Source organism: Rhizobium sp. KNZ14-9A (assembly GCF_056755015.1).
This window is the reverse complement of record NZ_JBPGXB010000002.1, coordinates 4,512,097-4,533,669: the sequence shown is the minus strand read 5'-3', so window position 1 is coordinate 4,533,669 and position 21,573 is coordinate 4,512,097. Positions and strand designations below refer to the sequence as shown.

Below are 21,573 nucleotides of genomic sequence, written 5' to 3'. Positions count from 1 at the left end.
GGGTGAAGGCTAAGCACCATGCGGGCTTTCGCTGGTTACCTCGTCCTGTTGCTCGCAACGCCGCTTGCCGCACTTGCGGTCATTTTGCCGGCTAATGTCTATCGTGCCCAAGGTATCGCTGCCCTCGATTGCGACGGGCCGCTGCAGGTGCTGATCTTCGCCGTGCCAGCAGTTCTGATCTACGGCGCAGGCGCAGTCCTTGCCTATCGGGCCGGCCGGCGCTTTCACCGCATCGTTTCCCTTCTTTGCTTGATCATCGCGCTCGCCACATTTCCGAATATTGCAGAGGCCATGCGCGAACTCTGCCGAAGCGCTGCCGCCGGAGAATGCGTTGGATAACCAGTCGGCTTTTTTGCCCGGTTCCCCCTTGGAAAGCGGCTCCCCTGGCCCAGCTTTCCCTTGCGGCGGTGCATCGTCTGATGGAACATCCGCATGCCGGGAAACCGCCCGGGCTGACTACGGAAGGGACTGGCGAGGATCAGGGGGATCTTCGCCCTTTTAATCAGGAGAACAGGGATGACGAAGTCTTTCAGCTTCGGTTTTTTGACCGCGTCCATGCTGGCGCTGAGCACAGGCGCCGCTTTCGCGGATTACGAACTCAATATTCTTCACATCAACGATTTCCATTCACGCATTGAATCGATCAACAAGTTCGACTCCACCTGCTCGGCCGAGGAAGAAGGCAAGAATGAATGCTTCGGCGGCGCCGCCCGCCTGAAGACCGCCATCGACCAGCGCCGTCAGGCTCTGACGGGCAAGAACGTGCTGCTGCTCAACGCCGGCGACAATTTCCAGGGCTCGCTGTTCTACACGACCTACAAGGGCGCGGCTGAAGCCGAAATGCTGAACCTGATGAAGTTCGACGTCATGACGGTCGGCAATCATGAATTCGACGACAGCGAGGATGGGCTCGCAACCTTCCTCGACAAGGTGCAATTCCCCGTCGTTACCGCCAACGTCAAGGCAAGTGCTGCCTCCAAGCTTGGCGACCGCGTCAAGCCTTCTCTCGTGCTTGATGTCAGCGGCCAGAAGATCGGTATCGTCGGCGCCGTCACCAATGACACGCCGGAGCTTTCCTCGCCCGGCCCGAACGTGACGATTGCCGATGACGTCCAGAGCATCACGGCAGAGGTTCAGAAACTGAAGGGCGAAGGCGTCAACAAGATCATTGCGCTCACCCATGTCGGCTACCCGCGCGACCTCGCGATGATCGCCAAGATCCCTGATGTCGATGTGGTCGTCGGCGGCCATTCACACAGCCTGCTGTCGAACACCGATCCGAAGGCCGAAGGCCCCTATCCCACGATGGTCGACAATCCCGGCGGCTACAAGGTACCGGTGGTGCAGGCAGCCTCCTACAGCAAATATCTCGGCGATCTCGTCGTTAATTTCGATGATAATGGCGTCGTCAAGGAAGCCAAGGGTGATCCCATCCTGATCGATTCTTCCTTCACGCCCGATCCGGCTGTCACGGCACGCATTGTCGAACTGGCAAAGCCGATTGAAGACCTGCGCAAGAAGGTGATCGGCTCCTCCGAAGGCCCCATCGAGGGCGACCGCAAGGTCTGCCGCGTCAAGGAATGCTCGATGGGCAATCTGGTGGCCGATGCTATCCTCGACCGTAGCAAGAACCAGGGCGTGACCATTGCCATCCAGAACGGCGGCGGCCTGCGCGCCTCCATCGACGGCGGCGACGTCACCCAGGGCGAAGTCATCACCGTGCTGCCCTTCCAGAACACGCTCGCAACCTTCCAGCTGACCGGCGCCGATATCATCAAGGCGCTCGAAAACGGCGTCAGCCAGATCGACCAGGGCGCCGGCCGTTTCCCGCAGGTCGCCGGTCTGAAATTCACTTTCGACCAGTCGAAGCCGGTCGGCAGCCGCGTCAGCGACGTCCAGGTCAAGGACGGCGACAATTTCGTACCGATCGACAATGCCAAGACCTATAGCGTCGCCACCAACAACTTCATGCGCGCCGGCGGCGATGGCTATGTCGCCTTCAAAGACGGCCAGAATGCCTATGACTACGGTCCGGACCTGGCCGACGTGACAGCCGAATATATTGCCGCGCACTCGCCCTATAAGCCTTATACGGACGGCCGCATCACTGAAATTGCGCAGGCGGCACCTGCTCCCTCCGCAGAGCAGGCCCCTGCAGCCCCTGCACCCGCGGCCCCGGCTCCATCTACCGAACCGACCCCAGCTCCTGCAGCACCGGCCCCTTCGGCTGAACCGACCCCGGCGCCTGTCCCGGCAGCCTCCGCACCGGCCACGCCCTCGACCCACGTCATCGTTGCCGGCGATACCTTCTGGGATCTCGCCAAGACCTTTTACGGCGATGGCGCCGAATGGCGCAAATTGTCGGAAGCCAATGGTAGCCCGAACCCGCGCCATCTGCGGGTCGGCGAGGAAATCCAGGTTCCTGCCAAGTAAGACGATTTGTCCCGACCATCAGAGCCGGTCCGGGGTTCCCCGGGCCGGCTTTTCTTCTTATAGGGTGAACCGTGATCGGCCGGCTGCGTATGAGCCGGCGAGACACGAAAGCGCGTTGGGGCCAGAATGACAGATACTACACTCCGCCCGGCGGACCATCCCGCCGTCAAATTCGGCAAGGTCGGCGTCCTGCTGGTCAATCTCGGTACGCCGGATGGTACTGATTACACCTCCATGCGCCGCTACCTGCGCGAATTCCTGACCGACAAGCGCGTCATCGAATGGTCGCCCTGGAAATGGTATCCGATCCTGTTCGGCATCGTCCTCAACACGCGCCCGCAGAAGGTGGGCAAGGCCTATGAGACGATCTGGAACAAGGATCTGAATGAAAGCTGGCTACGCACCTATACCCGCAACCAATCGGACTTCATGGCCGAACGGCTGCGCGACGTGCCAAACGTCAAGGTCGATTGGGCAATGCGGTATGGCACGCCATCGATCCCCTCGCGTATCGAAGCGCTGAAGGACGAGGGTTGTGACCGCATCCTGCTCTTCCCGCTCTATCCACAATATGCGGCAGCTACCACGGCAACCGTCAACGACAAGGCCTTCCAGAAGCTTCTGACCATGCGCTGGCAGCCGGCGTTGCGCACGGTGCCTGACTATCACGACGACGAGACCTATATCGAAGCGCTCGCCAAATCCGTCGAACAGCACCTTGCCACCCTCGACTGGAAGCCCGAGATGCTGCTCGCCTCCTTCCACGGCATTCCCCTCTCCTATTTCCAGCAGGGCGATCCCTATTACTGCCAGTGCCAGAAGACCGGCCGCCTGCTGCGCGAGCGCCTCGGGCTGACAAAGGAAAATTTCATGGTCACCTTCCAGTCCCGCTTCGGACCAGAGGAATGGCTGCAGCCCTATACCGACAAGACTGTCGAGAAGCTGGCGCAGGATGGCGTCAAGCGCATCGCCGTCATGAACCCCGGCTTCGTTTCCGACTGTCTGGAGACGCTGGAAGAGATCGCCGAACAGGCCGCCCATTCTTTCAAGCACAATGGCGGCGAGCAGTTCACGCATATTCCCTGCCTGAATGACAGCGAGGACGGCATGCAGGTGCTGGAAAAAGTCGTGCGCCGTGAGTTGTTGGGCTGGGCATGACAGACGCGGCCCCAGATTTTCTGGCGCCCTGCAATAGATAAAAATATCCCGCGCGCCAGATCTAAAGAATGGCCGATAGGCGATCGCAATCGCGCCAGAGGCGCGGCTGCGGCCCGCAAATTCGTGGCCTGCTGCTTTATCGATCTGGACGTACTTTATGATTTCGGGTTTCAGAAAATTGATTGTCCTCGCCTGCTTGCTCGTCATTGCAGGTGGCGGTTATCTTGCGTGGGAGCACTATCAGCGGGTCTATGCCAACGCCCCTCCCAAAGGCATCGTCGGTCAGGTCGCATGTCAGCTTCGCCTCCGCGATGTCAAAACCAGCAATCTGAAGCCGGACGATCAGCCGTTTCTCACCAATTGCCTGATGGGCGGCTACATCACAAAGAGCGACCTCGATGATGCCGGCCTATCACCCTGATTTGACAGGCGAGGCCGTCATTCCTTCCTTGCAAAGAACGTGATAACTCACCACGTCAGATAGGTGGGCTTAGGGAGGAATACATGCTGCTGAGCGGCTTCGATATCGTCGTGATCGTATTGGTGGTTTTTGTCATCCTGGTGCTCTTTGCGGGCATCAAGACGGTTCCGCAGGGCTACCGTTATACGATCGAGCGTTTCGGCCGCTATACGCGCACGCTGGAACCCGGCCTGAACCTGATCACCCCTTTCATCGAACGCGTCGGCGCCAGGATGAACGTGATGGAGCAGGTGCTGAACGTGCCCACCCAAGAGGTGATTACCAAGGACAATGCCTCGGTCTCAGCCGATGCCGTATCCTTCTACCAGGTGCTGAATGCCGCTCAGGCCGCCTATCAGGTTTCCAATTTGGAAAATGCTATCCTGAACCTCACCATGACCAATATTCGCTCCGTCATGGGCTCTATGGATCTTGATGAGCTGCTCTCCAATCGCGATGCGATCAACGACCGGCTGCTGCGCGTCGTGGATGAAGCCGTACAGCCTTGGGGCATCAAGGTCACCCGCGTCGAGATCAAGGATATCCAGCCGCCGCGCGACCTCGTCGACGCGATGGCCCGCCAGATGAAGGCCGAGCGCGAGAAGCGTGCCCAGGTGCTGGAAGCTGAAGGTTCGCGCAACGCGCAGATCCTGAGAGCCGAAGGCGCCAAGCAGTCCGCCATCCTTCAGGCCGAAGGCCAGCGCGAAGCCGCATTCCGCAATGCCGAAGCGCGCGAACGCCTGGCAGAAGCCGAAGCCAAGGCGACGAAGATGGTCTCGGAAGCGATCGCCGCCGGCGACGTCCAGGCAATCAACTATTTCGTTGCCCAGAAATACACCGAGGCGCTCGCTTCGATCGGCTCGGCGCCAAATTCCAAGATTGTCATGATGCCGATGGAAGCGTCTTCCATTCTCGGCTCACTTGGCGGCATTGGCGCGATTGCCCGGGAGGTCTTTGGGGAAGGCAACAATCCGCCGCCGCCTCCCCGGGCAGTTCCGGCGCGCTCCACGCCGTCGGTCGGCCCGGCTCCGGCCAATCCCTTTAATCCCAATCCGGAGCGGTAAGCCATGCTGGCGAAGATCGTCGGCGAACTTGGGCCGTGGAGCTGGTGGGTGGCAGGCCTCGTGCTGCTTGCAGCCGAGATGGTCGTGCCAGGCTTCTTCCTGGTCTGGATCGGGCTTGCCGCACTTGCCGTCGGTGTTTTGTCGCTGCTCTTCTGGGATGCCGCTTTCTGGATCTGGGAGCTTCAGGCAATCCTCTTCGCCATCCTCGCGGTCGCAGCCACGCTCATCGGCCGGCGGCTGACACTGCGCAATGCCACGACGGATGAGCCGTTCCTCAATCAGCGCGGCGCGAGCCTCGTTGGCCGTACCGCGACGCTGCGCGAGCCGATCCGCGAAGGCCGCGGCCGCATTCGTCTCGATGACACGACGTGGCAGGTCATGGGGCCGGATCTTCCGGCCGGAACGCAGGTCAAAGTGGTTTCGAGCAACGGCCGCGACCTGACGGTCGAGCCAACCTGATCAGGCCACACCGATCCGCAAGAGATCATGGAAGTGAACGAGCCCGATTGGGCGCTGCTCGTCATCGATGACCATAAGCGCACCGATCTTGTATTGTTCGAGCAGTGCCAAGGCCGCAGTCGCCAGTATCGTCGGCCTGACCGTCTTCGGCGCGCGCGTCATGATGTCATCGACTGTCAACTCCGCGAGATTGCGGCTGAGGTTGCGGGACATGTCACCATCAGTGACGATGCCGCAAAGCCGGCCCTCCGCATCAAGCACGCCGACGCACCCGAAATGCTTGTGAGACAGAACCTTGATCGCCGCCGGCACCGACGTGCCTTGCGCAACCAGCGGCAGGCGGTCACCGGTGTGCATGATGTCGGCAACATGCATCAGGCTCGCGCCCAGCTTGCCGCCAGGATGGAAAACATGGAAATCTGTCGCCGTGAAACCCCGCGCGTCCAGAAGCGCAATCGCCAGTGCATCACCGAGCGCAAGCTGCATCATGGTCGATGTGGTCGGCGCCAGCCCGTTGGGGCAGGCCTCTTCCTCATTGGGGATCAGCAGCGCGATATCTGCGGCGGTCGCCAGTGAGGACTGTGGGCTGCAGCTTATGGCAATCAGCGGAATGGAAAAACGCCGTGTGTAGGAAATGATGCTCTTCAGTTCCGCGCTCTCGCCGCCTTTGGAAATCGCCAGCACGACGTCGTCGCCGGCGATCATGCCGAGATCGCCGTGATTGGCTTCCGCTGCATGCACGAAAAAAGCGGGCGTTCCCGTTGAAGCGAAGGTAGCCGCGATCTTCGTGCCGATATGGCCGCTCTTGCCGACGCCGGTCACGATCACACGGCCGGTATTCTCGCCAATCATCTCGACCGCACGAGTGAAGGGGCCGGCCAGCCCATCATCGAAGGCACGTTCCAACGCCTCAAGGGCACGTCTTTCGATGCTGACGGTGCGCTTGCCCGACTCCAGCACGCTGTTTTCGACGAGTTTTACCGCTCTCCTGATCATGGCAATGCGTTAGACCTTTTCACTTTACCTGTCCACCCGACAATGTTTCCCATGTATGAACGCGCAGCCCGCACGGCAACGAATGGTTAACCACAAGGCTTTACGCTTGGGTAAGACTTCGAAGCATTTCAGGCGCGGATTGAATGGGCCAGGGAAAACAGACGAGCAGTGTGACGCCGCTCCGCGCCATGAGCCGTGCCGTCTCCATCACGGCTATCGGCCTGCTGTTCGTGCCCGCCGCTTTCGCACAGCAGACGACGTCTCAACAAGCACCGGCAAGCACGGCAAATTCCCGCACGACAGCCACACAGGGCGCAACCACGTACAATGCGGCGCCGGATTTCGGCGATACGGGCGATGCCGCGACCACTCCTGCCAACAATGTCCGGGATCAGGATTCGGATGCAGCGGCTGGCCGCACTCCGACAACACAGCCCGACGATGAGGTTACCGGCGCGATCCTCGACGAGGATATGCGCAGGCTGAACACCCGCGAACCGCGCCTGGACGAAACGCCGGCGCGCAAGGTGCCGGAAAGTATCTCGACCGAGCAGACGCCCGGCATCCCTCTCGGCAGCTTTGTCCTGCGCCCGAGCGTCACCCAAACGATCAATACCGAGACCACGAAGGACGGTGGAACGAAAAAGAGCCGCGGCTTCCTCGAGACCGATATGGGCGCGACGCTGACCTCCGACTGGAGCCGGCATCAGCTGACCGTCACCTCCGAGGGCGCCTGGCAAAAGAACATCAGCGGCGAAGGTGAAGAACAGCCATCCTTCAAGATCAACGGCGATCTGCGCCTGGACCTGACGCGCGACACCGTCGGCCACATCACTGGTGGCTATAATTTCTACCGCGAAGACACTGATGATCCGGATGCGATCACCAACGCCGATCAGCAATCCGATGTGCAGGAATTTACCGGCGGCGCCTCCATCGAGCACGACTTCGGCATCCTGCGTGGAACCGCCGCCGTTGCGCTTTCGCGCTCGATCTATTCCGATGCCGAACTCTCCAACGGCACGACAGTCTCCATGAGTGACCGGAACCAGACCACGGGCACGGTGCGCGGCCGAATCGGCTATGAACTCTCGCCGGCACTCATTCCCTTCATCGAGGCGTCGATCGGCAAGACCAACTATGATGAACGCACCGATTCCTCCGGTTATCGGCGTTCGGGGGACAGCTACGGCGCCAAGGGCGGCGTTCAGGTCGATATGGGCGAAAAACTCAAGGGCGAGGTCGCGGTCGGTTATGCGACGGCGGATTTCGATGATGACAGGCTGAAATCGATCGATACGGCGACACTCGATGCTAGCCTGCTCTGGTCGCCGATCCGCGGAACGAATGTCAATCTGGACCTCCAGACCAGCATCCAGCCTTCCACCGCAGCGGGCGAAAGCGGCTATGTTTCGCATCAGCTGACATCCACGGTCGATCATCAGCTGCGCGACAATCTGGTGGCCACTGTCATCGGTGGCGTGACGCTGCGCGATTATCCGAGCGGCAGCACGATAAGCGACGAGACGGTTTACACCGCCTCGACAGGTCTTGTCTGGAACATCAACCGCTACCTCGACTTCACCAGCACGCTTGGCTACGAGCTGACGACACGCAAGGAAGGCGACAACTCGCAGCAATGGCGAGCCGGCGTCGGTCTCAAGGTGAAGCGCTGAAGGGCCTTAGTTCAGGCCGGCGAGAAGGTCCCTGAAGCCGCCCTCAACCGTCGGACGGATATCCGCACGCTCAAGAGCGAAGGCGACGTTGGCGAGGATGAAGCCATCCTTGGCGCCGCAGTCGTAAGTTTCACCCTTGAAGTGATAGCCAGCGAAGTCCTGTTCCTTGAGCAGCTTCAGCATGCCGTCGGTGAGCTGGATTTCGTTACCTGCGCCGCGTTCCTGGGTTTCCAGGATTTTGAAGATCTCCGGCTGCAGGATATAGCGACCGTTGATGAAGAAGTTTGAAGGAGCCGTACCCTTGGCAGGCTTTTCAACCATGCCGGTGATCCGGAAGCCTTCGCCGATAGCTTCGCCAACGCCGACGATGCCATATTTGTGAGCCTGGTCGGGAGCGCATTCCTCGACAGCGATGATATTGCCGCCGCTGTGTTCGTAGAGCTCGATCATGCCCTTCATGCAGCCCTTTTGATCCTTCATGATCATGTCGGGAAGAAGCAGTGCGAAAGGTTCGTCGCCGACGATCTCGCGGGCGCACCAGACGGCGTGGCCGAGGCCGAGCGGCTCCTGCTGACGGGTAAAGCTCACCGTGCCTGCCTTGGGAAGCTGCTGCTGCAGCAGGGTGATCTCCGCCTTCTTGGCGCGCTCCTTGAGCGTCTGCTCAAGTTCGAAATGAATATCGAAGTAATCTTCGATGACATGCTTGTTACGACCAGTAACAAAAACCAGATGTTCAATGCCTGCTTCAAGTGCTTCGTCGACAACATACTGAATGATTGGTTTATCGACGACCGTCAGCATTTCCTTTGGAACCGCTTTAGTGGCTGGAAGGAACCGCGTTCCCAGACCTGCGACTGGAAATACTGCCTTGCGAACTTTCTTATTCAGAGCCACACCGACCTCCTGTTTTGACTATACCGCTTTTAACGAAACGCTACATCGATTTGAACTAGTATAGAATTGCTACCGTTTTGCAAATGGTGACTGGACCGGCCGGGCATGGTAAAGAATTTGTTGACTCCGTTCCTGTAATTTCGGCGTAGGACGGACATGACGTACCGCCCAGGCTAAAACTGAAGATGACGGATACGACTGCCGATGACCCAGAAATATATAAACTCCCTTCGTGGTCTTGCTCTCGCCCTCGTTGTCGCCACAGCGACCGGACTGGCCCCCAATAACGCAAAAGCTGATGCCCGGTTCCAGAAGTGGATCGCGGACTTCTACCAAACTGCCGCGCAGAGTGGCATCAGTAAGGCAACCTATCAGAAAGCCTTTTCCGGGGTAAGCGAACCTGACCCCACAGTGCTGGAAAAGGCAACTTATCAGCCTGAATTCACATCGAAGATTTGGGATTACATCGATTCCCGCGTCAATCCCTACACTGTGGAAATCGGCCGCAAGATGGCCGCCAAGCATGCCAAGACGCTGGATGTGATCCAGCGCCACTTCGGCGTCGACAAATCGATTCTGCTCGCCATCTGGTCGATGGAATCAAATTACGGGGCAGTTCTCGCTAAGGATGAGCGCCTTCACTATGTGCCGCGCGCATTGGCAACGCTTGCCTTTGCCGATCCCAAGCGTGCCAAGTTTGCCAAGAAGCAGTTGATCGCAGCCCTGAAGATCCTGCAGAATGGCGATGTGCCCGCCAAGGAAATGACCGGCTCATGGGCTGGCGCCATGGGCCACACCCAGTTCATCCCGACAAGCTATCTTCTCTATGCGGTGGACGCTGACGGCAACGGCCATCGCGACATCTGGAATTCCGTGCCCGACGCGCTGGCGACCTCGGCCAATCTCCTCATGAAGAACGGCTGGGACGCTGGCAGAACCTGGGGCTACGAAGTCGCAGTACCGGCATCTGCCGCACAGCAGGTCGGCAAGACGCGCACGCTCGCCCAGTGGGCAGCCCTTGGCCTGAAGCGTCCGAATGGCAAGCCTTTCAAGGATGGCGACACCCGCGCCATGCTGAAGATGCCGGCAGGTAGCGATGGTCCGGGCTTCCTGATGACGGCGAACTTCTTCACCATCAAGAACTACAATGCCTCCGACAGCTATGCGCTCGCCGTCGGCCTGCTTGCAGACCAGATTGCCGGCTTTGGCGGAATGCAGCAGCGCTGGCCGCGTCCGGAAGGTGCGCTCGACATCACCGAGAAGTTCGAATTGCAGACACGCCTGAAGACGCTCGGCTATTACAGTGGTGATGTCGACGGCAATTTCGGCTCCGGCTCCAAGGCAGCCATCGCCGCTGTTCAGGAGCGCATCGGCATGCAGCCGGATGGTGAGCCTTCACTTTCGCTTCTCGACGCGCTGCGCCGTTAGCGCGTCGTGCGTCCATTTGGACGCACAAAGGACATTCTAACTCCTTGAATCTACGTATCGTGCTTTCCGAAAATCATTCCGATTTTCGGGCCGATGCTGTAGAAGCGGGGAAAGCCTGACCTAAATAATATTGGTGGTGTGGACGGAAAGCAGCTGCCTATGCAAGATGCCCGGCAGATGCGGAACTGCCCGATGACAAGACAAATTGACCGGACCCGATGGATTCGTGGGCTTGCGCTTGCCGCAGCCACGCTTTCCCTTTGCCTTGGTTCGATGCTGCCGGCCGACTATGCTGAGGCGCAGGAGCTTCGCTATCAACGCCGCTCCATCCTCGATTTCTTTCTCGGCCGCCGTTACATCGATGAGAACCCGCAGCCCGAAATGCGCGGCCAACCGCGGCGGCAACAGCAGCAACGTAGGCGCGCACCCGCGCAGAAGGCCGTGACGCCAATGCGCACGGCGCCGGTCGCGCCCGCTGAACCCGTGGTCCAAAAGCTGGACAATGCCCAGAAAATCCTGATCGTCGGTGATTTTCTCGCCGGCGGCCTGGGCGACGGCCTCACCGCCGCCTTTGAAACCTCGCCCGGCGTCGTAGTCGAGGCCCGCAGCAATGTCTCTTCCGGCCTCGTGCGCGACGACTATTACAACTGGCCCGGCGAATTGCCGAAGATGATCGACGAGCTGAAGCCGGCAATGGTCGTTGTCATGATCGGCGCCAATGATCGCCAGCAGATGGTGACCGATGCCGGCAAGGAAAAATTTCGGACCGACGGCTGGTTTACCGAGTATCAGCGCCGCGTGCTGGCCTTCGGCAAAGAGATCACAAGCCGCAAGATCCCGCTGCTCTGGGTCGGACTTCCTGCCTTTGAATCCGATTCGATGACGGCCGATGCCGTTCAGATGAACCAGCTCTACCGCAACCAGATGGAAAGCATCGGTGGCGAATTCGTCGACATCTGGGACGGTTTCGTGGACGAGAACGGCAAGTTCATCGTCACCGGCTCCGATGTCAACGGCCAGCAGGTGCGCCTGCGCACCACTGACGGCATCAACCTGACCCAGGCCGGCCGCCGCAAGCTCGCATTCTACGTGGAAAAACCGGCGCGCCGCCTCCTCGGCACCCAGGCAAGTCCCGATCTCGTGCGCCTCGACCCCGGCAACCTGCCGGCACTGACGCTGCCCACCAATCCGGTGGAACACACGCAGCCGATCAGCCTGTCCGACCCGAACCTCGATGGTGGAGCGGAATTGCTTGGCGCCAGCAAGACGCCGCCGGTAACACTGACCAAATCGCCACGTGATCTGCTGGTCGAACAGGGAGAGATGGCACCGGCGCCGGCAGGCCGTATCGACGACTATCGCATGCCGACGCTGAAGACGACGGCGGAAGTTTCCGTGAAATGAGAAACGGCCGTTAGAGCGCCGTGCGCCCATTCGGACGCATTAGGGACGCTCTAACTCTTTAAATCTACGCATCGACCCGAAAATCGACGGTCCGGATTACTTGGCTGCCGCCTGCGGCCAAGTCAGATAGTAGAAGTTAGAGCCGATCTGGCCGAAATAGGCATTGCTGTTGTCGACCTTATCCACATAGTGACCGGCCTGCTTGACGAACGAGGCATCATCGCCGCGCTTCAGATGCGCGTTGAGAAAGTCGTTCCAGCCGCTGGTGTCGATATCGGTGCCGGGCTTGCTGTCCGTATTCGCTTCATCCGGATTTTCGACATCCCAGGCGGCGATGGAAACGCCCTGCGTCGGATCGGAGACCGTCAGCGTACCATTTTCAAGAGCTGTCAGCACGTCATGTGCCGTACCATCGGTGCCTTCCTGCTGGGCAGCCTCTTCAAGCTGCTTTTTTAGCATGGCCATGAAGGACGAACTCGTCACATCGGGATTTTCGCTGGATATGTCCGTCGTCTCGTCTGTCTGATCGTTCTGCGTCGAAAGCGTATCGAGCAGGCTTGCAAGCGCATTGTTGGAAAGCAGCGAAGACGTGTCCGGGTCCAGACCGTAGCTGCTGAGAATGCTGGCAGCACCGGAGGATTCGGTGGCACTCTGACTGCTGTCGTCATCGGAACCGCGCAGGTTCTTCAGGGCGTATTGGGCTGAGACCAGCCGCGTACTGTCGATTGCGGAAACCATGGTTTGTCCTTTGTGATGGTCCGCAGCAACCATGTCCCTTGCGCCGCGGCCAACAGTGAAACGCCTCACGGCTGAACGGGCGGGGGCATGTCCAGCCAGTCGCCGCAGGCCGGTTCGGGCCTGCATACGCAGGAAAACTGCAGCTCGGGAATTGCATGAAGCTTGCCGGAAGCCGGGGCGCGTCAACCGGTCGCACCACGAAAAACTCCGCCGGAATGCGGCGGAGTTTTATTGCTCGACGAATTGTTTGTGGCCGATCAGCGCGGCAGGACGGTGGAGCCCATCAGCGCCTCGTCAATCGCGCGCGCAGCCTGGCGGCCTTCGCGGATTGCCCAGACCACCAGCGACTGGCCGCGGCGCACGTCGCCCGCCGTCCAGAGCTTGTCGATCGAGGTCTTGTAGTCAAGGTCGTTAGCAACGACGTTGGTCGATCCGCGCTTGTCGATATTGAGTATCAGCTTGCCGTCGAGCTCCTTCAGCACGCTGTCGTTGAACGGACCGCTGAAGCCGATGGCGATAAAGGCAAGATCTGCCTTGATGACAAAATCCGTACCCGGAACCGGGCGGCGGCGCTCATCGACTTCACAGCACTTCACGCCTGTCAGGACACCATCTTCGCCGACAAATTCGAGCGTGGCGACCTGGAATTCGCGGATCGCGCCTTCGGCCTGCGAAGAGGAGGTACGCATCTTCGTGGCCCAGAACGGCCAGACGGCGAGCTTGTCTTCCTTTTCCGGCGGCTGCGGACGAATGTCGAGCTGGGTCACCTTGACCGCACCCTGACGGAAGGCCGTGCCGACGCAGTCCGACGCCGTATCACCACCGCCGACAACGACGACATGCTTGGCGCCGGCCAGGATCGGATCGGACGGCCAACCGGTGCTGTCGATATTCTCGCGGCCGACGCGCTTGTTCTGCTGAACTAGATACGGCATTGCATCGTGAACACCGGCGAGATCGATGCCCGGAATGCCGGCAGCGCGCGGCGTCTCGGAGCCGCCGCAGTAAAGCACGGCATCATAATCCGCGAGCAGCTGCTCGACCTTGACGTCAACGCCGACATTGACGCCGCAATGGAACGTCACGCCCTCGCCTTTCATCTGCTCCACGCGGCGATCGATGAAGTTCTTCTCCATCTTGAAATCCGGAATGCCGTAACGCAGCAGGCCGCCGGGCTTCGTCTCACGCTCGTAGACATGCACGTCATGGCCGGCGCGACCGAGCTGCTGGGCGGCCGCCATGCCGGCAGGGCCGGAGCCAATGATCGCAACCTTCTTGCCGGTATGGATCGTTGCCGGCTGCGGACGGATGAAGCCGAGCTCGTAAGCCTTGTCGGCAATCGCCTGTTCGACCGTCTTGATGGCAACCGGCGTATCCTCGAGGTTCAGCGTGCAGGCCTCCTCGCAAGGCGCGGGGCAGACCCGGCCAGTGAACTCCGGGAAGTTGTTGGTTGAATGCAAGTTCTGGATCGCCGCTTCCCAGTTGTTGTTGTAGACGAGGTCGTTCCAGTCCGGAATCTGGTTATGCACGGGGCAGCCAGTCGGGCCGTGGCAATAGGGGATGCCACAGTCCATGCAGCGGGCTGCCTGTTTCTGCACTTCCGGGTCCGACATCGGGATCGTGAATTCGCGGAAATGACGGATACGATCCGACGCCGGCTGATACTTCGCTACCTGCCGGTCGATTTCCAGAAAACCTGTAACCTTACCCATATTTTCGTCCCTTACCCTCATGACCGCCTCGCCCGCGGCCAGTTGTCTGTTCAGCCTCGATCGCGGAGGCAGGTTGTTTGTCTTGACCGTCATTCGAACATATCCCCTGTCGCCATCCACGCAGTTGCACAAGCTTCAAGCTCGTGGCTCATCGTCGTGTGTCATTGAGATATTTCAGTCACCCGCCACGCGCTTTTCAGGCGTGGCGAATTGTTCGGTGCAATTACTCGGCAGCGATGCCCATCCGGCTGCGCTCCATTTCCTCAAGCGCGCGACGGTATTCAACCGGCATGACCTTGCGGAATTTCGGGCGGTAGTCAGCCCAGTGCTCAAGGATTTCCTTGGCGCGGGTGGAGCCCGTGTAGTGCAGGTGGTTTGAGATCAGCTGGTATAGGCGCTCCTCGTCGTGACGCGTCATGTCGCCGGAAACGTCGACACGTCCCTTGTGCATGAGGTCGCCGCCGTGATGGTGCAGCTTCTCCAGCATGTCATCCTCTTCCGGAACCGGCTCGAGCTCGACCATGGCCATGTTGCAGCGGCTGGCGAAATCGCCGGCCTCGTCGAGAACATAGGCCACGCCGCCCGACATGCCGGCCGCGAAGTTGCGGCCCGTTTCGCCGAGCACCACGACCACGCCGCCCGTCATATATTCGCAGCCGTGGTCGCCCACGCCTTCGACGATGGCGATCGCACCGGAGTTACGAACTGCGAAACGCTCACCCGCGACACCGCGGAAGTAGCACTCGCCCTCGGTCGCACCGTAGAGAACGGTATTGCCGACGATGATCGAGTTCTCAGCGACGATCCTCGAGTTTTCCGGCGGACGGATGATGATCTTGCCGCCTGAGAGGCCCTTGCCCACATAGTCGTTGCCGTCGCCGATCAGGTTGAAGGTCACGCCGCGTGCCAGGAAGGCGCCGAAGCTCTGGCCTGCTGTTCCTTTGAGGGTGACGTTGATCGTGTCTTCCTTCAGGCCGCGATGGTTATAACGCTTGGCCACCTCGCCCGAGAGCATCGCACCGGCCGAACGATCGACGTTCCTGATGTCGACTTCGAAGGCAACGGGCGTCTTCGATGCCAGCGCCGGCTCGGCCGCCGCAATCATCTTGCGGTCGAGAATGTCGTCGATCGGGTGCTTCTGGCGCGTCGTCCAGTAGGTCTCCTCCTTCGGTGCATCGACCTTGTGGAAGATCTTCGCGAAGTCGAGTCCCCTAGCCTTCCAGTGCGCCAGCATCTCGTCCTTCTCGAGCAGTTCCGAAGCGCCGATGATCTCATCGAGCCTGGTGAAGCCGAGGGAGGCCAGAATTTCGCGCACTTCGTTGGCGACGAAGAAGAAGTAGTTGATGACGTGCTCGGGCGTGCCCTTGAAGCGCTTGCGCAGGACGGGATCCTGCGTCGCCACGCCGACCGGACAGGTGTTGAGATGGCACTTGCGCATCATGATGCAGCCGGCAGCGATCAGCGGAGCCGTCGCGAAGCCGAATTCATCGGCACCAAGCAGCGCGCCGATGACGACGTCGCGGCCGGTCTTCAGACCACCGTCAACCTGCAGGGCAACGCGCGAGCGCAGACCGTTCAGCACCAGAGTCTGCTGGGTTTCGGCAAGGCCGATTTCCCAGGGAGAGCCGGCATGCTTCAGCGAGGTGAGCGGTGAAGCGCCCGTGCCGCCGTCGAAACCGGCAACCGTGATGTGGTCGGCGCGCGCCTTGGCAACACCGGCGGCAACCGTGCCGACGCCGACTTCCGAGACAAGCTTGACCGAGACATCCGAGGTCGGGTTGACATTCTTCAGGTCGTAGATCAGCTGCGCCAGATCTTCGATCGAATAGATGTCATGGTGCGGCGGCGGCGAAATCAGGCCGACGCCCGGCGTCGAATGACGGGTCTTGGCAACGACCGCATCGACCTTATGGCCGGGCAGCTGGCCGCCTTCGCCGGGCTTGGCGCCCTGCGCAACCTTGATCTGCAGCACGTCGGCATTGACGAGATATTCCGTCGTCACGCCGAAACGACCGGACGCGATCTGCTTGATGGCCGAGCGCTCGGGGTTCGACGAACCATTCGGCAGCGGCATGTAGCGATCGCTCTCTTCGCCGCCCTCACCGGTGTTCGACTTTCCGCCGATCCGGTTCATGGCGATCGCCAGCGTTGTATGCGCCTCGCGGCTGATCGAGCCGAAGGACATGGCGCCCGTGGAGAAGCGCTTGACGATATCGACCGCCGGCTCGACGCTGTCGACCGGCACCGGCTTGCGGCCGAGTGCCTCGGCGCTCTTGATCTTGAAGAGGCCGCGGATCGTGTTCATACGGAGCGCCGACGTGTTCACCATCTCGGCGAATTCGCGGTAGCGATCCTCGGCATTGCCGCGAACCGCATGCTGCAGGGCAGCCACGGCATCCGGCGTCCAGGCATGGCTTTCGCCACGCATGCGGTAGGCATATTCGCCGCCGATATCGAGCGTGCTGGCGAGCAGCGGATCGCGGCCGAAGGCTGACTTGTGGCGGATGACCGTCTCGCTGGCGATTTCCTCCAGGCCGACGCCTTCGATGGTCGTCGCCGTGCCGAAAAAGTACTTGTCGACGAATTCCGACTGCAGGCCGATCGCATCGAAGATCTGCGCACCACAATAGGACTGATAGGTCGAAATGCCCATCTTGGACATGACCTTCAGGATGCCCTTGCCGACAGCCTTGATGTAGCGATAGACGACTTCGCTGGCGTCGACTTCCTTCGGGAATTCGCCCTTGGCATGCATGTCAAGCAGCGTGTCGAAGGCGAGATAGGGGTTGATCGCTTCAGCACCATAACCAGCCAGCAGGCAGAAATGGTGCACTTCGCGCGGCTCGCCGGTTTCAACGACGAGACCGACCGAGGTGCGCAGCCCCTTGCGGATCAGGTGATGGTGCACGGCAGCGGTCGCAAGCAGCGCCGGGATCGCGATACGATCGGGGCCGATCTGGCGGTCGGAGAGCACGATGATGTTGTAACCGCCCTTGACGGCCGCTTCCGCCCGTTCGCAGAGGCGGTCGAGCATCTCGGGCATGCCTTCGGCGCCACGCTCCACATCATAGGTGAAATCAAGTGTCTTTGTGTCGAAACGGTCTTCCGTGTGACCGATCGAGCGGATCTTCTCGAGATCGCCATTGGTCAGGATCGGCTGGCGCACCTCGAGACGCTTGGCGTTTGCCATGCCTTCGTGGTCGAGAATGTTCGGACGCGGGCCGATGAAGGAGACGAGGCTCATGACGAGTTCTTCGCGGATCGGGTCGATCGGCGGGTTCGTCACCTGCGCAAAGTTCTGCTTGAAGTAGGTGTAGAGCAGCTTCGACTTCTCAGACATGGCCGAGATCGGCGTATCCGTGCCCATCGAGCCGATCGCTTCCTGACCCGTCGTCGCCATCGGCGACATCAGGATCTTGGTGTCCTCGGTCGTGTAGCCGAAGGCCTGCTGGCGATCGAGCAGCGAAACGTCGCGGCGAAGCGCACGCGGTTCGACCGGCTTCAGGTCTTCAAGGATAAGCTGCGTGCGGTTAAGCCAGCTGCGATAGGGATGCGCGTTCGCAAGCTGCGCCTTCACCTCGTCGTCGGAGATGATACGGCCTTCTTCCATGTCGATCAGCAGCATCTTGCCTGGCTGTAGGCGCCACTTCTGGATGATGCTCTCTTCGGCAACCGGCAGCGTGCCGGCTTCGGAGGCGAGGATAACGCGATCATCGTCTGTGACGAGATAACGAGCTGGACGCAGGCCGTTGCGGTCGAGCGTCGCGCCGATCTGCTTGCCGTCGGTGAAGGCAACGGCAGCCGGGCCATCCCAAGGTTCCATGAGAGCAGCATGATATTCGTAGAATGCCTTGCGCTCCGGCGACATGGACTGGTTACCAGCCCAGGCTTCCGGGATCAGCATCATGACCGCATGCGAAAGCGAATAGCCGCCGCGCAAGAGGAATTCGAGCGCGTTGTCGAAACAGGCCGTGTCCGACTGGCCTTCATAGGAGATCGGCCAGAGCTTGGAGATATCCTCGCCGAACAGCGGAGAGGAGACAGAGGCCTGGCGCGCCGCCATCCAGTTGACGTTGCCGCGCAGCGTGTTGATTTCGCCGTTATGGGCGACCATGCGGTACGGGTGCGCAAGCTTCCAGGACGGGAAGGTGTTGGTCGAGAACCGCTGGTGTACGAGTGCCACGGCGCTCTCGAAGCGCGGGTCCGCCAGGTCCTTATAATAGGCGCCGACCTGATAGGCCAGGAACATGCCCTTGTAGACGACGGTCGTGCTCGACAGCGACACCGGATAGAAGTGGCTCTCCTCGCCGTCGAACTCGTCATAGATGCGGTTGGAGATCACCTTGCGAAGCGTGAAGAGCCGGCGCTCGAATTCATCGTTCGTCGCGGCATCCTTGCCGGCACCGATGAAGACCTGCACGTGATGCGGCTCGGTCGCGGCAATTGCCGGCGCCTTGGAGAGCGAGGAATTGTCGACCGGAACGTCACGGAATCCGATGAGGACCTGGCCTTCTTCGGTGATGACGTCCTTGATCACCTTCTTGAAGTGCTCGATCTGCTTTTCGTCGCGCGGCATGAAGATATGGCCGACACCATATTCGCCGGCCTTCGGTAGGGTGATGCCCTGCAAGGCCATTTCCTCGCGGAAGAAGCGGTCGGGGATCTGCACGAGGATGCCCGCGCCGTCGCCCATCAGCGGATCGGCGCCGACGGCACCGCGATGCGTCAGGTTTTCAAGAATGAAGAGACCGTCTTTGACGATCTGATGCGACTTCTGGCCCTTCATATGCGCAACGAAGCCGACACCGCAGGCATCATGTTCATTGCGCGGATCGTAGAGCCCCTGTTTTTTCGGCAAGCCGGAGGCGAATTTACGCGTATTGGCCGTTGCGCGCACGTTTGCTGCTGCGAACTGGTCAATCTGCGTGGATGGCGTCTTCTTCGTCATCGTCTTCCTCCTGTCGAAGCCCGCGGGGCTGCGGGCGGCTTTTCGTCGCGCACCGCACCCTTTAAGATAGGTCCGGCGCGTGACAGCGCTGTTGCATCGTGAAGATCCGGTCGCAGACGTCTGCTTTTCAAGGAAAGCAAACCGTCGCGTTCCGCGCCTGCCATTCGCCTCCGCGCGCCGCCATGTGAAGGCTCAGCACTCGAAAGAACTATAGCGTGAAAGCCGCTCTGTTCCAGGGCTTTCGGCGCCTCTTCGGCCGGGAAGGCCAAAATAGGACAGCAACCCTGTCCTAGTTCATCAGTTCAATGACAGAAACAATTCCTCTTCGCAAGAGTGCGCTCTTAAAAAAACGTCAATTTGCGACGGAAGATTGCCAAATCAGCCAAAACCGCGACATAAAATTGCTCATCGAGAAAGTATTTTGTTTTTTGATTACGCGGTTCAATTTCTGTGATGGATCAGGACTTCCGCGCTTGATCCTGTGAAGCTTTGGCGTAATGTCCCTTTCCGAACTCCCGCCCCATCATTTTCAATGGTTTCTTCCATGTTTTTTGCTTCCGACAACTGGGCTGGCGCCCATAAATCCATTGCCGAGCGCCTGCTGGCTGAATCTGCCGATTTTGCCGCCGCCTACGGCAACAGCGACTACGATAAGAAGGTTGAAGCCCGCTTCTCCGAAATCTTCGAACGCGAGGTCTCGGTCTTCTTCGTCGCCACCGGCACCGCCGCCAACTCGCTTTCGCTCGCAAGCGTGCAACGCCCCGGCGGCATCGCCTTCTGCCATCAGGAAGCCCATGTCGCCCAGGACGAATGCGGCGCCCCCGAATTCTTCTCCGGTGCATCCCGCCTGATGCCGGTCGCCGGCGATTTCGGCAAGATCGATCCGGCAGAACTGTCCGCGAAGATTGCCGCCTTCCCTGAGGACGCGGTCCATCATGGTCGTGCAAGTGCGGTCACCATCACCCAGGCGACTGAAATCGGCACCGTCTATTCTCTACCGGAAATCGGCGAAATTTCCGCCATTGCCAAGAAGCGCAATCTGCCGCTGCATATGGACGGCGCCCGCTTCGCCAATGCGCTTGTCGCGCTCAACGCAACGCCTGCTGAAATGACCTGGAAACGCGGCGTCGACATCCTTTCCTTCGGCGGCACCAAGAATGGCTGCTGGTGCGCGGAGGCGATCATCTTCTTCAATCCTGAACAGGCGAAGGAAATGCCCTTCATCCGCAAGCGCGCCGCCCAGCTCTTCTCCAAGTCGCGCTTCATCTCCGCCCAGTTCGACGCCTATTTCGAAAATAGCCTCTGGCTCGATCTCGCCCGTCACTCCAACGGCATGGCCGAGCGTCTGCGCGCCGGCATCGGCGCCAGCAACTCGGCTCGGCTCGCCTGGCCGACCGCCTCAAACGAAGTTTTCGCAGTCATTCAGAAATCAGCGGCAAAAACGGCTGAGGGCAGAGGCGCAAAATTCTACGAGTGGCCGATCCCGGCCGGCATGCCGGACCTCGTTTCGGAGGGCGAAACGCTCGTCCGTCTCGTCACCAGCTTTGCAACGACCGAAGCCGATGTCGACGGCTTCCTGAAGTGCCTAGCTGCCTGATTTCGTAAATGCCGGAACGCCCGCTCGAAAGAGCCCCGTGTTCCGGCCATGCCGGAACCAAGTCCGCTTCTTCGGCATTTCTCCCTTAATTCATAGGCGGTCCGTGTCACCCCGTTTCCTATGAAGAGGTGAAGAAATGAAGAAGTTGGCAATCATCGTCCTGACCGTCGCGACGGCTTTTACGGGCATCGCACCGGCGCAGGCGTTTCCGACAATCGCAAAGCCTGATGTGCCGCAGGCCTCCAATGTCGAGCAGGTTCAGTATTATCGCCGGCACTGGAATCGCTATCGTTATGATGATGACAGGTGGCGCTATCGTTACGACGACGACGGATGGCGCTATCGCCGATATCACAGACACAATAACGCCGGCGCCATCATCGGCGGCCTTGCCGCAGGAGCCATCATCGGCGGCATCATAAGCTCGCAGCGCCAGCCGCGTTATTATTACTCCGGCGGCGGCTATCACACCCGCTGGTGCTATTCGCGCTACCGCTCTTATCGCGCCTACGACAACACCTATCAGCCCTATTACGGTCCGCGCCGCCAATGCGTCTCGCCGTAGAGTTCTGATTACAAAAGCGAAATCCCGCCTTCGCCGGGCGG

General features: G+C 60.1%; 16 protein-coding genes. 11 read left to right on the top strand and 5 right to left on the bottom strand.

Features of this window, described 5'->3' with window-relative positions; genetic code table 11:
• Positions 1-18 precede the first annotated feature (18 nt).
• From ACR9ZQ_RS29090 to ACR9ZQ_RS29065, 6 genes are all read left to right on the top strand, one after another.
• Positions 19-339, top strand: coding sequence for a hypothetical protein (locus tag ACR9ZQ_RS29090; RefSeq protein WP_310383609.1), 321 nt, complete (start codon positions 19-21; stop codon positions 337-339).
• A 177-nt stretch (positions 340-516) separates the two neighbouring features.
• A complete protein-coding gene (locus tag ACR9ZQ_RS29085) occupies positions 517-2,433 on the top strand; it encodes a 5'-nucleotidase C-terminal domain-containing protein (RefSeq protein WP_310383611.1) in 1,917 nt (638 codons plus the stop codon).
• A gap of 126 nt (positions 2,434-2,559) precedes the next feature.
• Positions 2,560-3,591, top strand: coding sequence for a ferrochelatase (hemH, locus tag ACR9ZQ_RS29080; protein ID WP_310383614.1), 1,032 nt, complete (start codon positions 2,560-2,562; stop codon positions 3,589-3,591).
• A gap of 157 nt (positions 3,592-3,748) precedes the next feature.
• Positions 3,749-4,012, top strand: a complete 264-nt coding sequence (locus tag ACR9ZQ_RS29075; protein ID WP_310383616.1) for a hypothetical protein — start codon at positions 3,749-3,751, stop codon at positions 4,010-4,012.
• Positions 4,013-4,095: 83 nt separating this feature from the next.
• Positions 4,096-5,115 (top strand): SPFH domain-containing protein, encoded by a 1,020-nt coding sequence (locus ACR9ZQ_RS29070; protein WP_113320926.1) that lies wholly within the window; start codon positions 4,096-4,098, stop codon positions 5,113-5,115.
• 3 nt (positions 5,116-5,118) lie between these two features.
• The gene (locus ACR9ZQ_RS29065; protein ID WP_113320927.1) at positions 5,119-5,574 is read left to right on the top strand and encodes an NfeD family protein; all 456 of its coding nucleotides are present in this window, start codon (positions 5,119-5,121) and stop codon (positions 5,572-5,574) included.
• Here the strand turns inward: ACR9ZQ_RS29065 and ACR9ZQ_RS29060 are convergent, their stop codons facing one another.
• A complete protein-coding gene (locus tag ACR9ZQ_RS29060) occupies positions 5,575-6,570 on the bottom strand; it encodes a KpsF/GutQ family sugar-phosphate isomerase (RefSeq protein WP_310383618.1) in 996 nt (331 codons plus the stop codon). It abuts the gene before it with no gap.
• Positions 6,571-6,713: 143 nt separating this feature from the next.
• Between ACR9ZQ_RS29060 and ACR9ZQ_RS29055 the strand changes: the two genes are divergently transcribed.
• On the top strand, positions 6,714-8,246 hold the full coding sequence (locus ACR9ZQ_RS29055; RefSeq protein ID WP_481429198.1) for an outer membrane beta-barrel protein: 1,533 nt from the start codon (positions 6,714-6,716) through the stop codon (positions 8,244-8,246).
• A gap of 6 nt (positions 8,247-8,252) precedes the next feature.
• Here ACR9ZQ_RS29055 and galU read toward each other — a convergent pair whose 3' ends face one another.
• Positions 8,253-9,140: a UTP--glucose-1-phosphate uridylyltransferase GalU gene (gene galU / locus ACR9ZQ_RS29050; protein WP_310383622.1), complete on the bottom strand. Its 888-nt coding sequence runs from the start codon at positions 9,138-9,140 to the stop codon at positions 8,253-8,255.
• A 204-nt stretch (positions 9,141-9,344) separates the two neighbouring features.
• Between galU and ACR9ZQ_RS29045 the strand changes: the two genes are divergently transcribed.
• Complete coding sequence (locus tag ACR9ZQ_RS29045; RefSeq protein WP_310383624.1) at positions 9,345-10,568, top strand: lytic murein transglycosylase; 1,224 nt, start codon at positions 9,345-9,347, stop codon at positions 10,566-10,568.
• Between the two features lie 192 nt (positions 10,569-10,760).
• Entirely contained in the window at positions 10,761-11,972 is a 1,212-nt protein-coding gene (locus ACR9ZQ_RS29040) for an SGNH/GDSL hydrolase family protein (RefSeq protein WP_113320979.1), read from the top strand.
• A gap of 96 nt (positions 11,973-12,068) precedes the next feature.
• Here ACR9ZQ_RS29040 and ACR9ZQ_RS29035 read toward each other — a convergent pair whose 3' ends face one another.
• The 3 genes from ACR9ZQ_RS29035 to gltB form a co-directional block, all read right to left on the bottom strand.
• A complete protein-coding gene (locus ACR9ZQ_RS29035; protein ID WP_310383627.1) occupies positions 12,069-12,710 on the bottom strand; it encodes a hypothetical protein in 642 nt (213 codons plus the stop codon).
• A gap of 257 nt (positions 12,711-12,967) precedes the next feature.
• On the bottom strand, positions 12,968-14,422 hold the full coding sequence (locus ACR9ZQ_RS29030; protein ID WP_310383629.1) for a glutamate synthase subunit beta: 1,455 nt from the start codon (positions 14,420-14,422) through the stop codon (positions 12,968-12,970).
• Positions 14,423-14,645: 223 nt separating this feature from the next.
• Positions 14,646-19,370 carry a glutamate synthase large subunit gene (gene gltB, locus ACR9ZQ_RS29025; RefSeq protein ID WP_113320932.1) on the bottom strand — a complete coding sequence of 1,575 codons (4,725 nt, stop codon included), beginning with the start codon at positions 19,368-19,370 and terminating at the stop codon, positions 14,646-14,648.
• Positions 19,371-19,914: 544 nt separating this feature from the next.
• Between gltB and ACR9ZQ_RS29020 the strand changes: the two genes are divergently transcribed.
• Positions 19,915-20,967: a threonine aldolase family protein gene (locus tag ACR9ZQ_RS29020; protein ID WP_481429197.1), complete on the top strand. Its 1,053-nt coding sequence runs from the start codon at positions 19,915-19,917 to the stop codon at positions 20,965-20,967.
• Between the two features lie 136 nt (positions 20,968-21,103).
• A complete protein-coding gene (locus ACR9ZQ_RS29015) occupies positions 21,104-21,532 on the top strand; it encodes a BA14K family protein (protein ID WP_481429196.1) in 429 nt (142 codons plus the stop codon).
• Positions 21,533-21,573 lie beyond the last annotated feature (41 nt).

Coding starts and splice junctions, on each gene's coding strand:
- ACR9ZQ_RS29070 (WP_113320926.1), top strand. CDS start 4,096: ATGCTGCTGAGCGGCTTCGATATCGTCGTGATCGTATTGGTGGTTTTT.
- hemH (WP_310383614.1), top strand. CDS start 2,560: ATGACAGATACTACACTCCGCCCGGCGGACCATCCCGCCGTCAAATTC.
- ACR9ZQ_RS29015 (WP_481429196.1), top strand. CDS start 21,104: ATGAAGAAGTTGGCAATCATCGTCCTGACCGTCGCGACGGCTTTTACG.
- ACR9ZQ_RS29035 (WP_310383627.1), bottom strand. CDS start 12,710: ATGGTTTCCGCAATCGACAGTACGCGGCTGGTCTCAGCCCAATACGCC.
- ACR9ZQ_RS29030 (WP_310383629.1), bottom strand. CDS start 14,422: ATGGGTAAGGTTACAGGTTTTCTGGAAATCGACCGGCAGGTAGCGAAG.
- ACR9ZQ_RS29060 (WP_310383618.1), bottom strand. CDS start 6,570: ATGATCAGGAGAGCGGTAAAACTCGTCGAAAACAGCGTGCTGGAGTCG.
- gltB (WP_113320932.1), bottom strand. CDS start 19,370: ATGACGAAGAAGACGCCATCCACGCAGATTGACCAGTTCGCAGCAGCA.
- ACR9ZQ_RS29020 (WP_481429197.1), top strand. CDS start 19,915: ATGTTTTTTGCTTCCGACAACTGGGCTGGCGCCCATAAATCCATTGCC.
- ACR9ZQ_RS29085 (WP_310383611.1), top strand. CDS start 517: ATGACGAAGTCTTTCAGCTTCGGTTTTTTGACCGCGTCCATGCTGGCG.
- ACR9ZQ_RS29040 (WP_113320979.1), top strand. CDS start 10,761: ATGACAAGACAAATTGACCGGACCCGATGGATTCGTGGGCTTGCGCTT.
- ACR9ZQ_RS29065 (WP_113320927.1), top strand. CDS start 5,119: ATGCTGGCGAAGATCGTCGGCGAACTTGGGCCGTGGAGCTGGTGGGTG.
- ACR9ZQ_RS29090 (WP_310383609.1), top strand. CDS start 19: ATGCGGGCTTTCGCTGGTTACCTCGTCCTGTTGCTCGCAACGCCGCTT.
- ACR9ZQ_RS29055 (WP_481429198.1), top strand. CDS start 6,714: ATGGGCCAGGGAAAACAGACGAGCAGTGTGACGCCGCTCCGCGCCATG.
- ACR9ZQ_RS29075 (WP_310383616.1), top strand. CDS start 3,749: ATGATTTCGGGTTTCAGAAAATTGATTGTCCTCGCCTGCTTGCTCGTC.
- ACR9ZQ_RS29045 (WP_310383624.1), top strand. CDS start 9,345: ATGACCCAGAAATATATAAACTCCCTTCGTGGTCTTGCTCTCGCCCTC.